General features: G+C 53.6%; 12 protein-coding genes. 5 read left to right on the top strand and 7 right to left on the bottom strand.

Features of this window, described 5'->3' with window-relative positions:
• Window positions 1-6: 6 nt before the first annotated feature.
• Genes GNT65_RS02090 through cmoA form a run of 7 tightly spaced genes read right to left on the bottom strand, consistent with a single transcriptional unit; the run spans window position 7 to window position 7,713 of the window.
• Window positions 7-1,143, bottom strand: a complete 1,137-nt coding sequence (locus GNT65_RS02090; protein ID WP_160793448.1) for a DUF3541 domain-containing protein — start codon at window positions 1,141-1,143, stop codon at window positions 7-9.
• A complete protein-coding gene (locus GNT65_RS02085; protein WP_160793447.1) occupies window positions 1,118-2,788 on the bottom strand; it encodes a hypothetical protein in 1,671 nt (556 codons plus the stop codon). Before GNT65_RS02085 ends, GNT65_RS02090 begins: the two co-directional genes overlap by 26 nt.
• Window positions 2,751-3,707, bottom strand: a complete 957-nt coding sequence (locus GNT65_RS02080; RefSeq protein ID WP_160793446.1) for an alpha-L-glutamate ligase-like protein — start codon at window positions 3,705-3,707, stop codon at window positions 2,751-2,753. Before GNT65_RS02080 ends, GNT65_RS02085 begins: the two co-directional genes overlap by 38 nt.
• Window positions 3,708-3,709: 2 nt before the next feature.
• On the bottom strand, window positions 3,710-5,215 hold the full coding sequence (locus GNT65_RS02075; RefSeq protein WP_160793445.1) for a UUP1 family membrane protein: 1,506 nt from the start codon (window positions 5,213-5,215) through the stop codon (window positions 3,710-3,712).
• Window positions 5,216-5,230: 15 nt separating this feature from the next.
• Window positions 5,231-5,968 (bottom strand): ATP-dependent zinc protease family protein, encoded by a 738-nt coding sequence (locus GNT65_RS02070; RefSeq protein ID WP_160793444.1) that lies wholly within the window; start codon window positions 5,966-5,968, stop codon window positions 5,231-5,233.
• Window positions 5,969-5,992: 24 nt separating this feature from the next.
• Window positions 5,993-6,985 (bottom strand): tRNA 5-methoxyuridine(34)/uridine 5-oxyacetic acid(34) synthase CmoB, encoded by a 993-nt coding sequence (gene cmoB, locus GNT65_RS02065; RefSeq protein ID WP_160793443.1) that lies wholly within the window; start codon window positions 6,983-6,985, stop codon window positions 5,993-5,995.
• On the bottom strand, window positions 6,982-7,713 hold the full coding sequence (cmoA, locus tag GNT65_RS02060; protein WP_160793442.1) for a carboxy-S-adenosyl-L-methionine synthase CmoA: 732 nt from the start codon (window positions 7,711-7,713) through the stop codon (window positions 6,982-6,984). The genes cmoB and cmoA overlap by 4 nt, the downstream gene beginning before the upstream one ends.
• Before the next feature lie 414 nt (window positions 7,714-8,127).
• Here cmoA and GNT65_RS02055 point away from each other — a divergent pair, with 414 nt between their 5' ends.
• From GNT65_RS02055 to ruvA, 5 genes are all read left to right on the top strand, one after another.
• Window positions 8,128-10,884: a transporter substrate-binding domain-containing protein gene (locus GNT65_RS02055; RefSeq protein ID WP_338091754.1), complete on the top strand. Its 2,757-nt coding sequence runs from the start codon at window positions 8,128-8,130 to the stop codon at window positions 10,882-10,884.
• Window positions 10,885-11,053: 169 nt separating this feature from the next.
• Window positions 11,054-12,832, top strand: a complete 1,779-nt coding sequence (aspS, locus tag GNT65_RS02050; RefSeq protein WP_160793440.1) for an aspartate--tRNA ligase — start codon at window positions 11,054-11,056, stop codon at window positions 12,830-12,832.
• Between the two features lie 70 nt (window positions 12,833-12,902).
• Window positions 12,903-13,649, top strand: a complete 747-nt coding sequence (locus tag GNT65_RS02045) for a YebC/PmpR family DNA-binding transcriptional regulator (RefSeq protein WP_041511163.1) — start codon at window positions 12,903-12,905, stop codon at window positions 13,647-13,649.
• 7 nt (window positions 13,650-13,656) lie between these two features.
• Window positions 13,657-14,178: a crossover junction endodeoxyribonuclease RuvC gene (gene ruvC / locus GNT65_RS02040; protein ID WP_160793439.1), complete on the top strand. Its 522-nt coding sequence runs from the start codon at window positions 13,657-13,659 to the stop codon at window positions 14,176-14,178.
• Window positions 14,175-14,792, top strand: a complete 618-nt coding sequence (gene ruvA, locus GNT65_RS02035; protein WP_160793438.1) for a Holliday junction branch migration protein RuvA — start codon at window positions 14,175-14,177, stop codon at window positions 14,790-14,792. Before ruvC ends, ruvA begins: the two co-directional genes overlap by 4 nt.
• The last annotated feature ends 12 nt before the right edge of the window (window positions 14,793-14,804 follow it).

Genomic DNA, 14,804 nt, shown 5'->3' with positions numbered 1-14,804 from the left:
TGGCTCCTATTGCTTCCCGGCTTGAGTTTGCTTGCCGCTGGGCTCATGTTTTACGTCGACCAGCTTGGGCAAGTATTTTTTTGTCGCCTTTAGCCGATGGAAATAGGGGCCTTGATGCAGTGTCTTGGGCCAATCTAACAGCATCATGGCAAGCACGTTGCGGTGCTCGCCCAAGGCGAGATCGGGATTGCCTCGAGGCGAGGGGATGGTCTGCACCTTAGGATCGAAAGCGGCCATGATGTGTCTCTGGGTCTGCTTTACCACAGGGTTATCTGACATTCCTGCCAGGTGGAAGCTGATGCCTACCTCGGCGATGATATCGTCTGTTGCATCTTTGAGGATCCGGTCGATATTGGTCTCGAAATAATTCAAGATCCAGGCAAACTCCGCTTTATCGACCGGATGCTGATAATACTCACTGGCGGCGAAGATGAAGTGGGTCATGCCGTAGATCTTATTGCGAAACTGCTTCTTGTCGAGCTCTGCGTCCCTACTCTGAGGGTAGACGCGATTGAAGGCGGCCTTGTACGCTTGTACATAGTCGCCCACGCCAAGCTGCTTGGCCCAGTACACATAGTTAACCAGCTGCGCCGCCCAAGCCTCGATCATTGCCTTATCGGTGAGGCCGCGTTTCAGATCGGTTCCCTTAAGGGCCGTGACTAACTTGTCATGACAAGGGCCTTGCAGGCCAAACTCATCGATGCGACTCGAGAACCTCAACAATACATCGGTGTAGAAAAGAAACTCGGGGAAGGGGGCCAGCGCCTTCTTACGGGCCTTGGCTCTTGGTCCCTTACCCAGCACATCTATGGCCGCCTGGGCCTCCTGGGTGATAAAGCCCGCCTTATCCAGCTGACAGGCGTAAAACGCCTGGGATTCTGTGACGGCATATAGATCGACCAGGGCGGCATTGGCATATTTGTCATCGCCGGTCATGCGATAGAGACGAATGCCATAGTGGCCCTGAACCCTTGGGGGTAACTGGTAGAGATGATCTTCAAGGTTCTGCTGGATAGCCTGTTTGACATGCAGTGCTTCCGGTGAAGGCGATGCCTTTGCCGAGACGGGCAGGCTTGGGAATAGTAGGGCAGAGGTGAGTGCGAGAGCCCCAAAGATGCTAGTGTATGGGCTTAGGTTGATCATGTTGGCTCCTTTCTAGGATGGTGGCGACAGATGGCGCACTGCCAAAAATTATAGTGAGTCGTTCATCGAGGGTCAGTTGTTGCTCGTTGATCAATAAGAGTTCAAACAGTGCGCGGGTGTCGAGTCTGGCACGAGCATGGATCTCCCTTGCAAGGCTTTGATGCCATAGAGGAAGATAATAGAGCGGTCCTTGGGTTGCCGCTCCGGTAAAGCTGTAAATCGCATCTTTTGCTTGTGGCCAGGGTTTGCCGAAACTTAAGGCAAACTCATGGCTCATGTCGCTGTAGAGACGGTTTTCGGGCGCCTGATAGGCCGACAGCGCAAGCTTGCTGCGAAAAACCTTAAGCTGGGTGGAGAAGGCCTTGAGCTGAGCCTCACGGCTATTGCTTGGTAGACTGGGGAGCAAGCTGTCGGTCAGGTACTGACTGAGCCAGTACCTGGCTATGGCTTGGTCATCGCCTAAGGTATTGTTCAGGTAGTATCGTCCGCCAATGATCATGCGCGATACCATCTCGGCCACGGCTGAGATCAGCAACTCCTGACTGCGATAGTCATCTAGCTCATCGGGCAGGCTAAGGGTGAGCTGGCCAAATTGTTGACCTACTACTGCCTGCCTTAGGGGACTTAACCGGGCATTGTTTTTTTGAAGCCTAGCTCCTTCGGCGAGGAAGAGCTCGCCGAGCAAACGCCCCTGGTGCCACAGGCGCAGCATCTTGTCGTTAACGGTTTCAAACTTAAGCCCAAAGGGTTCCAGCGAGCTTTGAATTGCCTCTAACAGCGCTTGTCCCGTCAGGGCGTTAATCTCGACTTTGGGAAGCTCGGCGAGCACTGCGCCCAATGCCCAGGGGGAAGGGCCTCGTTGGGTTTGACTGTCCAGATAATGTTTAACCTGCGCCGGATGGGCGAGTTGTCGGTGGCTCAGCGACCAGTTGGCATAATCTCTGAATCCATGCTCGAGTGCTATCGCCTGCCTGGTCTCTAGGATAAGCGACAGGGCTGCCTGGTTCTTCTGCTTGGCCCTTACTTGATAGGCCTGCCAAACCAGGCGCTTACAGGTCTCATCTTGTTGATGGATGAGATAACTGGCGATCGAGTTATCGAATCTGGTTTGGGCCTGTGTATCGACTCGCTCATCGGGAAGGCGGCACTGATCTTGGCCTATGATGAGTGACAGATCTTTCTGCTTTAACCCATGAGCTATGCTGGCCTGTGCGGTATGGAGCTTAGCCTTCTGCTCTTGGCTGATTTGCTCTGCTATCTGCAGGGTGAGGAGCTGGCCAAGATGATGAAGACCTGGGGATTCACTGGCGGCCCATTGCTGGCTCTGCGCCTTGAGCCAGGCGTCCTGAGCCAGGCGGTCGAATTCATCGGCCAGATGTAACTGGCACTGCAACAGGGATTCTCTGTCTTGGCGATTTAGCGGATAGTGCCGATAGAAGCGTACGCTGTCTTTGAGGTTAAACAGGCCGATCAGCTCACGTTCGAGTCGCACGCTGGCATCGAGCTGAGTATCGCTGGCCTTGGCCTGAGACAGGGAGACCCGGTAATCGATACACTGCTCGCTGAGCAGTGTAATAGGAGAGGCGGCCTGGGCCGCCACACTGAAGTTAAGCGCTAGGGAGACTGCTAAAATGCGTTTTAGCATAGGCGACGCGCTCTTCCACTGACATAGACTTATTCTTCATCTGCTCGACATGTTTGAGCCTTGGCAGCAGGCCCTGACCATTGGCTATCTGAATCGCCAGGCCGGGACGGGCGTTGAGCTCAAGCAGCAAGGGGCCAAGCTTTTGATCCAGCACCATGTCGGTGCCCAAGTAACCCAGCTCGCTCATCTCATAGGCCTTAGAGGCCGTATGCAACAGGGTATCCCAGTGGGGGACTAGGATCTCGGTAAGCTTCTTGTCGGTATCCGGGTGAAGATCTAGCGGTCGGTCGAACTGCACCGCATGCAGGCCTTGGCCCGTGCCTATGTCTAGGCCGACACCTACGGCGCCCTGGTGTAGGTTAGCCTTACCATCTGAGGCGGCCGTCGACAGCCTCAACATGCCCATCACGGGAAAGCCCTTGAATACGATCAAGCGAATGTCGGGCACCCCTTCGAAGGAGTAGCCGTCAAACACAGGATCGAACTCGATAAGCCCCTCAACAATGGCCACATCAGGCTTGCCACCCAGAGAGAAGAGGCCACTGAGAATGTTGGAGATATGACGATCGATCTCGCTTGGAGTCACCTCGTGTCCATTGGGCTTGAAATAGTGACCATTCTCCACCTTAGTGATCACCAAGATCCCTTTACCGCCTGATCCCTGGGAGGGCTTGATCACAAAGCCGTCGCGGTTATTGACCATCTCGGGAATGTGCATGATCTCATGTTGCTGACAGACGGTGCCGATAAGTGCCGGCACGGCGATGTCGTTCGCCAGTGCCAGTTGTTTGGTGGTGAGCTTATCGTCCACCCGTTTGTAGAACTTGCGCTGGTTATAACGACCTATGTAGTCGATATTACGCTTGTTCATGCCAAGCACGCCGTTTTCCGTTAGCCTTCGAGGTTTCGCAAATAGCATACTTACTCTCCCGCTAGAGGTCTAAAGCGTCTAAGTTCCAATAACTTGTAGCCTGTGTATTGGCCCATCAAGAGCACTACTGCCAGAATAACCAGGTGGATACCGAGGAAGTTGAATACCCAGTGTTGTACCCAGTGAGCGCTCATGGCCAGGTAGGCCAAGGTGGCGACAAACAGGCTGCCACCGCCCTGTACCATGACTTCCTTGGCACCTTCCTCTTCCCAGAGGATAGACATACGCTCGATGGTCCACGCCAGGATGATCATAGGGAAGAAGGTGATGGTGAGGCCTTCACTCAAACCGAACTTATAAGAGAGCAGGGTAAACAGGCCTATGATGCCGATGACCACTATGATCACCGCCGAGATCCTAGATATCAGCAAGAGGTTGAGATCCGACAGATAGGAGCGGATCATCAGGCCGAAGGCGACGATCAGCAAGAAGCCAACAAGTCCTGTTAGCAAGGTTGTCTGAATAAAGGCAAGGGCGATCAGTACCGGCATGAAGGTACCAGAGGTCTTGATGCCTATGATCACCCGCAAGAATACCACCATGAGCACGCCGATAGGTATAAGCAAGATGCCCTTAAACAGGCTCTGTTCTTCCAGTGGCAGTTGATAGAGGGAGAAGTCCAGTGCGTCCTTGTTCTTCAGCATGTCGATAGAGGTCGCCAGTGCAGAGCGGGTGTCTTGCAACATGGAGAAGTTAACCTGAGAGTTTACCCCGCCGACCACGTCCAGGGTCGACTTGGCGGTTCTGTCCCAGATCAGCAGATTGTCTGGGCGTCCCTGGCTACCATCGTTAGGATTGAAGATGATCCACTGCCCCTGGTGATAAACCTCGACATAGGTGGTCAACTGTTGGCGGCGGCGCTGATCTTCCAAAAACAATCCGCTAACCTTCTTTGCTGGGATCCCCTTGCTGTTAAGCATACGGATAAAGAGGTCGGCGCGAGAGTTGCTGGTGAGCAGAAGTTCCAGGTTTTGGCTGCGTTCGGTGGCATTAAAACTCTTGTTGAGCTGCTGGGCAAACGACAGGTTGGTGGCGCTGCGCGACCATATCTCGCTCATCACCTGCTCGGCGGCGGCCAACTCGGTGGCAGGCCAGTTGTAGGCCTGTGGCGCGTCTGGTTCACTATCTGCTAGGATCTCGTTCTTGCCCGTAGGTACCAGGGTGACCTTGTAGTAGAGATCTTGTTGACCAATGGCCTCGCGGGTCGACCAGGTGACCTGTCGGCCGACATCACCGTCGGTGACCGACATTCCATAGCCTGGAGAGGTAGCATTCTCGACTAAGATCTCGAAGGCGGGATCCTTAGGCAGTGAAAATGTCACTTCGGCTGGGTTGCCAGTGCCCTGGAAACTGACCTTGGCATCTACGGCCCAGCTCTGTACCTGTTCGCCAGGAAGGAAGGGCACATTGTGTTCGATGCCGCGATAGACGCTAGCGGCTATCCCTGCAATAAACAGCAGGGCGACTAATATATAAAAAGGTTTTTTAGAGTGCATCGAGTTGGCATCCTATTATTTTGCTGTCTTTGAGGGATTTTTCTTACCGTGCACAAAAGTCTGTCCCACATCGACGACGGCAATATCTTGCATAAACTTACGTCCCAGCAGTAGTTGATAGTCGAGGTGACTACGATCTACCAGGTTGAGATCTGTTTCCGCCTTGTAATCGCCAATTTGTAGATGGGCATGGATCACTGGGCGTCTATCATTCTTCTCATCGGCATCTTGTTTGATGCGCACGAAACGCTCGACTTTAGACTCGAAGGTCTGAGAGGGCTTGTCGGCGCCCTGGGTAAACACATCGAAGCGTACCCACTGCTTACTATTACGTTCGAACAGTATGATGTTATGGGCATCCAGCGATGAGGATTCGGCACCTGTATCGATGCGGGTCTCGAAGCCGGCTTTGACCTCATCGATATAGACATGCTCTACCGCACCCAGAATAAATTTGTCCCCTATGGGCGAAGGGTCACATTGCATAGGTACCTGAACCACTTGCTTCTCAGGCTGAATCTTGACCGCTGCCACCTGTTTAGACAGTTGGTCAAGCTGGGTAGACAGGGAAGTTAATGTCGCCTGCTGCTCGCTTTGATTGGCGTTGATCAGGGTGACAAGCTCGCTCTTTTGCTCGCTCAGGCTGGCATTAAAGGTGTCGACATCGACCGGCGTGGGCTGCTTAGGTTCCTGGGTCGTCGCGCAGCCGACCAGGCTGGTTACCAGGGCGAGTGTGGTCATCTGTTTTAACATAGTGCTTCCCGTTTACTATTTTGTTTAAATCAAATCTTTGTTGGGCTGATTCTTCACCGCGATAAAAGTGGCTCGCTTGGGTGCAGGATAGCCTTCGACTGTCAGACTGATATCGTTAGGATTTAGGTAGTCCACTAAAGACTCGTTAGGCATCCATTCTGTGCTTCGCTGTTCGGCCAATGAGGTTACATCAATATCAACGCAACGAACATCGACAAAATCCGCCTTCTTCAGCCAGGCCTCTAGTGCCTTGGCCGATGGCAGGAACCAGACGTTGTTCATCTTGCCATAGCGTTCTCCGGGAACCAGCACTGTGTTCTCATCGCCATCGACCACTAAGGTCTCAAGGACGAGTTCGCCACCGGTTCTCAGCTGATCCCTCAGTTGTAGCAGGTGATCTATGGGCGAGCGTCTATGATAGAGCACGCCCATGGAGAATACAGTATCGAAGGCATCGAGTGGTGGCAGCTGCTCTATGCCCAGAGGCAGCAGATGCACTGGGTGCTGGTTTCCCGCCAGGCGTTTTACCGCCTCAAATTGGCAGAGAAATAGGGGAGAAGGGTCGATACCCACCACGCGCTTGGCACCGTCACCCAGCATGCGCCACATGTGGTAGCCGCTACCGCAACCTACATCTAGTACGGTTCGGTTTTTCAGGGGGGAGATATGGGGTTGAACTCGCTCCCACTTCCAATCTGAGCGCCATTCGGTATCGATATGGATGCCGTGCAGATCGAAGGGGCCCTTGCGCCAGGGACTGAAGAGTTTTAGCAGGTTCTTGAGTTTCTCCTGCTGTCCCTTGCTGAGTTGATCTCCACTGCCGACCTCTACCTTAGTGGTGAAATCGACTCTGTCGGGGGCGGGATAGTGCAGCTTATTAAGCACCTTCTCCCATTTGGGTAGGTTGCCGTGCTTATGTTCCCGCTGCCACTGGCCGAGAATAGCCGGCAGTTCTTCTAACCAATGTTGTAGATTGGAATCGGCGATTTGCTGATAAAAGGAGCTGAAGCTGATCACTTGATGGCCACCATAGATGCGAAGTTAAAACATTGAAACCAGACGCTAAAATGACTAAAGCCCTGAGCCTGAAGGCGTTGCTGATGCTGGGGCAGGGTATCTGGTTTCATCACATGCTCGAGTGAGCTGCGCTTTTGACTGATCTCGAGTTCGCTGTAGCCGTTGGCACGCTTGAAATCCAGGTGCAGCTCGTCCAGTAGATGCTGTACCGGCTCATCTTCGAAGACCAGCTTCTCTGACAACACCAGAATACCGCCTGGCTTGAGTCCCTGATAGATATTGGCGATCAGTGTTTGCCTGTCTTCGGGAGCCAAAAACTGCATAGTAAAGTTGAGGATCACCATGGAGGCATCTTGGATCTCTATGTCGCGTATATCGGCGCAGATGAGGTCCACCGGGGTCTCGCTCACATAGGCGCTGAGGTTTTGCTTGCAGCGTTCGACCATAGATTCGCTATTGTCGACGGCGATGATCTCACAGCCTCTGCCTTCGATACGACGACGCACGCTAAGGGTTGCGGCGCCCAGGGAGCAACCTAAATCGTAAATTTTACTATTGGGGGTGACGCATTTGTCGGCAAAATCGCCTAAGGTATTGATGATCTGTCCATATCCTGGGACAGAGCGACGGATCATGTCGCCAAAGACGCCCGCGACTCTATCGTCGAATTGAAAATCACTGATATTTTCACAGGCCTGTGCGTAAATTGTATCTTGAGTTGAGTTCATCAGAGTTTTTTGAGTAAATTCAATATTTCATTCTAGCTAATGATAACAGTTCGCAGCAAGACTGGTACTGGTAATTAGGAATAAAATTCTGTCTAATATCCTAATAACAACATATATTTTACAGCGCGGTGACTTAGTGAACCGAGCGAGGGCGCCGAGGTTATTTATGTAGCCGGCTTGTGATATAAGCTGCCTTTTAAAAGCCTTTTTTATAAGGGGCTGTTTTTAGAACAAGTGATGGCTTGCCTTGATATAAAAATGATAATAGAAAACTGGGACCGACCTTTGACACCACTACACACTTTTGCTTCGGCCTGCATCGTCGCGCGGCGCTTGCTTTGGGCGCACATGGCCTTTGTGCGGCTTATGATGGCTCATTTTGTTTTGGGCACTGCCGCCTTGGTGCTATGCCTAGTGTTGAGTAGTCAAGTGGCGGCCGAAGAGCAGCAAGCCCCACTGGTATTAGTGATGGGGGAAGACAGTTATCCTTATCAGTTTGTCGATGAAAACGGTGATGCGAAAGGTGTCTTGGTAGACCTGTGGCGTGAATGGTCGTCCCAGACTCAAGTGCCTGTGGTCTTCGTTGCCCGTCATTGGCATGACTCCCTGAAACAGCTGGCTCAGGGCGATGCCGATATCCATATCGGCCTTGGGATCACCAAGGAGCGGGCACAGAATTTCGATTTTGCGGCGCCGATAGCCCATGTCAGTACCTATCTCTACATGCGCAATACGCTAAAAGGCAAGAAGAGTTTTAGCGATCTCCAGCCTTATCGTATCGGCATAGTGGCGGGTTCTTCCCATGAATCCATTCTCAATCAGCAGGTTAATGGGCTGAGTTACCGTTACTATAATAGTCGCGCCGATCTGCTGCGCGGGGTTGTGGCGGGTGAGGTCGATGTCTTTGCCGGCATGGAAGGTTATTTAAAGGATAACGCCGTCAGCCGCGCCGTGTTGGAAGAGTTTCCCCTGGATAATCGCCTGCTGATCAAGAAGACGGCCCTGGTGCCCGCAGTCAGCAAGGGGCGGCTCAATCTGATCACTGAGATCAACCGTGGCTTCGAGCGTTTGAGTCATCTTAGCCGGGCAGAGATAGACAAGCGTTGGTTGGGGTTTAGTCATGATGCCAATACCTTGGTTATCGCCACCACCACTGGTATTCAACCCTTTGTCGATACCGGCGGCGATGGGGAACCACATGGACTTTACATCGATATCTGGAAACTCTGGTCTAAGAAGACGGGAATAGAGGTGGAGTTTCGCCCCGCCGCGATGGAAGACGGCCTGGATGAGCTGAGGTTTCATCGTGCCGATATTCATGTGGGCTATCCCGAAAGCGATACCATGAAGAGTAATCTTACCCGTGCCTGGCGGACCTATCAGGTGAAGAGCCGACTCTTCAGTTATGGCAGGCCCCTTGGCAGTCTAGATGAATTAAAGGGTAAACGTGTCGGAACCGTGCCGACGGCCCCCTATCTGGATAAGCTACAGCAGGCGTTGCCGGATTCAGAGCTTAAACTCTATACCGATGTGACCAAGATGATCGAAGCCGCCCAGCAGGGGCATATCGCCGCCTTCGTCGCATCTTCGGCCTGGACTCAGCATTATCTACTCCGGGCCGATTCCTGGACCGACTTTCATCAATACCGCAAGTTGGCCTTTACCACAGACATCTATGCCTTGACCCGAAATGAAGATAAGGGGCTGGCTCAGCGCATCGCCGCTGGCTTTCGTCTGATCAGTACGGCGGAGTTGGCCGCCATAGAGAATAAGTGGATCTTGGATAGAGACGACAGAAGCGTCCAGTCGCTGATGAATCCGCTCATTATCACCTCGAGTCAGAGACGTTACCTGGACAGCTTAGGCACCTTAAGAGTCGGCTATCTTTCCGCCTGGGCACCCATGGAGTATCAGGGCCAGGGTGGTGAATTTATGGGGATCAACAGCGAGATAAGTCATTGGGTCGCCGAGCAGCTTGGCCTAAAGCTTGAGGGTGTGGCGTTCGAACGTTGGAGCAGTCTGCTCGAGGCACTTAAGCTGGGTGAGGTAGACATAGTGGGTAGCGTGGCCCATACACCGGAGCGCGAGCGTGAACTGGCCTTTACCAGCCCTTATTGGCCGTCGCCCTGGGGCCTGGTAACCAACCTAAGCCAGGTCACCGTATTTAACTTGAGCCAGATGAGTGGTAAACGCCTGGCCATCGTCGAGGGCTATCATCTGATTGCCAATCTGATGAACAAGGCGCTGGGGATCGAATTGGTGATCGTGCCCAATAGCCGCGCCGGCGTCGATGCCGTGGCTCAGGGCAAGGCCGACGCCTTCATCGAGAAGGTGATCAATATGGCCATGGTGCTAAAAGAGTCAGATTATAAGACCCTTAAGATGTCTGTATTGGCCGATTTTTCTCAGCAGCAGAGCCATTTCGCTATGCATCCTAAACATAGCGAGTTAGTTCCGCTGTGGGATCAGGCCATCGGTCAGTTAACCCCTGAACGCCAAGAGGCTATCTATCAGCATTGGGTGAAGGATGAGGCGCCGGGCTGGAAGGCGATGTTAAATTACCGCAGTGCCTTCTACCTGTTGGCTCTGCTGAGCTTCGTCTTGATCGTGTATCTTGTGTGGCGAGGCCGGCGTGCCCGCCTAACGACCGCCAGAGAGATGGCGCATGAGTTGACGCGTGCGGGCCAGTTCGATGCCTTAACGGGTCTGCCCAATCGCAGCCTGCTCGATGACAGACTTCACCAGTCTATGCTGCTTCACCGGCGGGAGATGCAACCTTTTGCCGTACTCTTTATCAGCTTCGATAATATGCGCGAGATCAACCAGACCTATGGTCATCAGATAGGTGACAGCGTGCTGGCCAAGGGAGCTTCGCGGCTCAAGTCGGCGGTGCGTAAGTCGGACACCCTGGCGCGTTTCGGCGGTAACGAATTTGTGATGCTACTTAATCGCAGCAAAGATCTCGATACCGTGTGTCAGGTGGCCGACGGTATAGTGGGAGGATTTAGCGCCCCCTTTGCCATCAATGGCCTGGATGTGGCACTATCGGTCAGCATTGGGGTGGCCATGTTCCCAAACGATGGCGACACTGTGGTGGAACTGCTGAAGACCGCCGATAAGTTGATGTCTCGGGCGGCGAAACAGGGGGGGCGTTGCTATCACAGCGCCTGAATAGTGACCCCAGTTCAGGATTTGATGGATATTTATCCAACCCAAAGGTTTACTTCATTTTAAGCGGATGAAGTTGTTTTGAAATCGGCAATATTTCACTATAATGCCGCTTTTGTCATGTATAGAATATCCTCAAGCACGGCCTTGATGGATGAAAGGAAAGTGTTAGATGCGCAGTCATTATTGTGGAGACGTTAATCGGTCTCATGTTGGGGAAGAAGTTACTCTCGTAGGTTGGGTGAATCGTAGTCGCGATCTCGGCGGCGTGGTTTTTCTGGATTTGCGTGACCGTGAAGGCGTGATTCAGGTGGTGTATGACCCTGATCTGCCAGAGGTATTCGATGTCGCCAGCACACTGCGCAGTGAGTTCTGTGTTCAGGTGAAAGGCCTGGTACGTGCCCGTCCCGACAGCCAGATCAACGATCAGATGCGTACCGGTGAGATAGAGGTGCTGGGTAAGGCGCTGACTATCCTCAACAGCGCACCGGCATTGCCGATCAACATGGACAAAAATCAACACAACACCGAAGAGCAGCGTCTTAAGTATCGCTACCTGGATCTGCGTCGCCCAGAGATGGCCGAGCGCATCATCTTCCGCTCTAAGGTCACCAGTGCCGTGCGTCGTTTCCTCGACAGCAACGGCTTCCTCGATATCGAAACACCTATCCTGACCAAGGCGACACCGGAAGGGGCAAGGGACTACCTGGTACCTAGCCGTACCTACAAGGGCCAGTTCTTCGCGCTGCCACAATCGCCACAGCTGTTTAAGCAGCTGCTGATGATGTCTGGTTTCGATCGCTACTATCAGATCGTTAAATGTTTCCGTGATGAAGATCTGCGCGCCGACCGTCAGCCTGAATTTACCCAGATCGATATCGAAACTTCATTCATGACCTCTGCCGAGGTGATGGATAAGACAGAAGAGATGGTTCGCAGCCTGTTTAAAGAGCTGCTTGATGTCGACCTGGGCGAGTTTCCTAAGATGAGCTTCGCCGAGGCGATGCGTCGTTATGGCTCAGACAAGCCAGACCTTCGTAACCCGCTGGAGTTGGTCGATGTTGCCGATTTAGTTAAAGATGTCGACTTCAAGGTGTTCCAGGAGCCGGCTAACGACAGCGAAGGCCGCGTCGCCGTGCTGTGTGTCCCGGGCGGTGCTAGCCTGTCTCGCAAGCAGCTCGATGAGTATGGCAAGTATGTCAACATCTATGGCGCCAAAGGCTTGGCATGGATGAAGGTGAACGAGCTGGAGAAAGGCCTGGAAGGCATTCAGTCGCCAGTGCTTAAGTTCCTCAGCGAAGAGGTGGTTAAGGGGATTCTGGATCGCACCGCTGCGACCAACGGTGACCTAATCCTGTTCGGTGCCGATAAAGCAAACATAGTGGCAGAAGCCATGGGCGCGTTGCGTCTGAAAGTAGGTGAAGATTTCGAACTGCTCGAAGGTGACTGGAAGCCGCTTTGGGTGGTTGATTTCCCAATGTTCGAGCGCACATCCGATGGCGGCTTGCATGCCATGCATCACCCGTTTACCGCGCCGAGTGGTATTACCCCTGCCGAACTGGAAGCCAATCCAACCGCGGCCATCTCTGATGCTTATGACATGGTGCTCAATGGTTGTGAACTGGGTGGTGGTTCGGTGCGTATCCACGATGGTGAGATGCAGTCGGCCGTGTTCAGGATCCTGGGCATCGAAGATGAGGAAGCGCAAGAGAAGTTTGGCTTCCTGCTCGAGGCGCTCAAGTATGGTACGCCACCACACGCAGGTTTGGCGTTCGGCCTCGACCGTATGGTCATGCTGATGACAGGTGCCAGCTCGATTCGTGACGTGATGGCCTTCCCTAAGACCACTACGGCAGCCTGTCCGCTCACTAACGCGCCTGGCTTAGCTAATCCTGTACAGCTCGAGGAGCTCGGGGTGAGTGTCGTGGAAGCGAAAAAAGAGCAGGAATAAATCAAGATTGAATCAATAAGCCGAGCATCTTGCTCGGCTTTTTCGAGGAAAACTCGAATAAGGAGTCCCTATGGCCGGTCACAGTAAATGGGCCAACATCAAGCATCGCAAGGCGGCACAAGATGCCAAACGCGGTAAACTTTTCACCAAATTCATACGCGAACTCACGGTAGCGGCCAGAGAAGGCGGCTCGGATCCCGATTCCAACCCGAGACTCAGGGCGGCGATCGATAAGGCCCTGTCAAATAACATGACACGTGACACGGTCGAGCGTGCTATCAAGCGTGGCGCCGGTGAGCTCGACGGTCAGGTGCTGGAAACCATCATGTATGAAGGTTACGGGCCGGGCGGCACCGCCGTGATGGTCGAGACCATGACTGATAATCGTAACCGCACCGTTTCAGGCGTGCGTAACGCCTTTAGTAAGTCAGGTGGCAACCTGGGCACAGATGGCTCTGTGGCTTATCTGTTCGAGAAGCGTGGCGTGATCTCCTACGCCGAAGGCAGTGATGAAGACACCATCATGGATGCGGCGCTCGACGCCGGCGCAGAAGATGTAGTCACCAATGATGATACCTCTATCGATGTCTACACCACGCCAGAAGCCTTCGGTGCCGTAAAGGATGCGCTGGACGCCGCCGGTCTTGAGGCAGTCAACGCCGAGGTGACTATGGTGCCTTCGACTAAGGCGGAACTGGACGCGGCTACTGCCCCTAAGTTCCTGCGTCTTATCGATAACCTTGAAGATCATGACGATGTGCAAGAGGTCTATCATAACGCCGAGATCTCTGACGAGATCTTAGCCAGCCTAGAATAGGCAAGCCATGCCGATAATCTTGGGGGTGGATCCCGGCTCGCGGATCACAGGTTATGGGGTGATCCAGTGCCAGGGGCGGCAACAGATATACCTTGGCAGCGGCTGTATTCGCACCCAATCGGATGATCTGCCCTCCCGCCTCAAGGTGATATTCGATGGGATCAGCGAGATCATTCGCCAATACCAGCCGGATGAATTTGCCATCGAGCGGGTGTTTCTGGCCAAGAACGCCGATTCGGCATTAAAGCTTGGTCAGGCGCGTGGGGCAGCCATAGTCGCCGCCACCAATGCCGATCTGCCGGTGGCCGAATACTCGGCCACCCAGATCAAGAATGCCGTAGTCGGTACGGGGCGGGCGCAGAAGAGCCAGGTGCAGCACATGGTGCAACAGATCCTCAAATTGCCTTCGGCGCCACAGGCCGATGCGGCCGATGCCCTGGGGGTTGCCCTGTGCCACTTCCACACATATCAGAGCCTGATCGCAATGGGCGGTAAGGCGAGCGCGAGAACTTACGGAAGATATAGATGATAGGTCGTTTACGGGGATTACTGGTGGAGAAACAGGCGCCCGAGGTGCTAATCGAAACCGCTGGCGTCGGCTATGAGGTGCAGATGCCGCTGACCAGTTTTTACGAGCTACCCGAGCTAAACCAGGAGGCGGTGATCTACACCCATTTCGTGGTGCGAGAAGATGCTCAGCTGCTTTATGGTTTTATGAGCAAGCAGGAAAGGGCGCTGTTCAGGCTGCTTATCAAGACTAATGGCGTCGGCCCAAAGCTGGCGCTGACCATACTCTCAGGCATGACGGCGGCCGAGTTCGTTAAGTGTGTCGAACACGACGACATCGCCACTCTGGTGAAGCTGCCGGGTGTCGGCAAGAAGACCGCCGAGCGCTTGCTGGTCGAGATGCGTGACAAGCTCAAGAGCCTGATGGAAGCGTCCCACGGTAACGAGCGCGAGTTCGTGCTGCAGTCAAACTATACCCCGGCACCCGAGGTGAACAGCGCCGAAGAAGATGCCATCTCGGCGCTTTTGGCGTTAGGATATAAGCCGGCACAGGCCAGTAAGGCGGTATCCAGTGTCTTCGAAGAGGGCATGGATTCGGAAACCTTGATCAAGGCATCGCTGAAATCGATGCTCTAGCGCTAGAGTGAG

The organism is Shewanella insulae (genome assembly GCF_009831655.1).
GTDB classification, from domain to species: domain Bacteria; phylum Pseudomonadota; class Gammaproteobacteria; order Enterobacterales; family Shewanellaceae; genus Shewanella; species Shewanella insulae.
Note: the sequence above shows the minus strand (reverse complement) of the source record. Positions and strands in the feature narration are given on the sequence as shown.

Bases quoted from the DNA above. Each gene is read 5' to 3' on its own strand.
- GNT65_RS02085 (WP_160793447.1), bottom strand. From the start codon at position 2,788: ATGCTAAAACGCATTTTAGCAGTCTCCCTAGCGCTTAACTTCAGTGTG.
- GNT65_RS02080 (WP_160793446.1), bottom strand. From the start codon at position 3,707: ATGCTATTTGCGAAACCTCGAAGGCTAACGGAAAACGGCGTGCTTGGC.
- aspS (WP_160793440.1), top strand. From the start codon at position 11,054: ATGCGCAGTCATTATTGTGGAGACGTTAATCGGTCTCATGTTGGGGAA.
- GNT65_RS02070 (WP_160793444.1), bottom strand. From the start codon at position 5,968: ATGTTAAAACAGATGACCACACTCGCCCTGGTAACCAGCCTGGTCGGC.
- GNT65_RS02090 (WP_160793448.1), bottom strand. From the start codon at position 1,143: ATGATCAACCTAAGCCCATACACTAGCATCTTTGGGGCTCTCGCACTC.
- cmoA (WP_160793442.1), bottom strand. From the start codon at position 7,713: ATGAACTCAACTCAAGATACAATTTACGCACAGGCCTGTGAAAATATC.
- GNT65_RS02045 (WP_041511163.1), top strand. From the start codon at position 12,903: ATGGCCGGTCACAGTAAATGGGCCAACATCAAGCATCGCAAGGCGGCA.
- ruvC (WP_160793439.1), top strand. From the start codon at position 13,657: ATGCCGATAATCTTGGGGGTGGATCCCGGCTCGCGGATCACAGGTTAT.
- GNT65_RS02075 (WP_160793445.1), bottom strand. From the start codon at position 5,215: ATGCACTCTAAAAAACCTTTTTATATATTAGTCGCCCTGCTGTTTATT.
- ruvA (WP_160793438.1), top strand. From the start codon at position 14,175: ATGATAGGTCGTTTACGGGGATTACTGGTGGAGAAACAGGCGCCCGAG.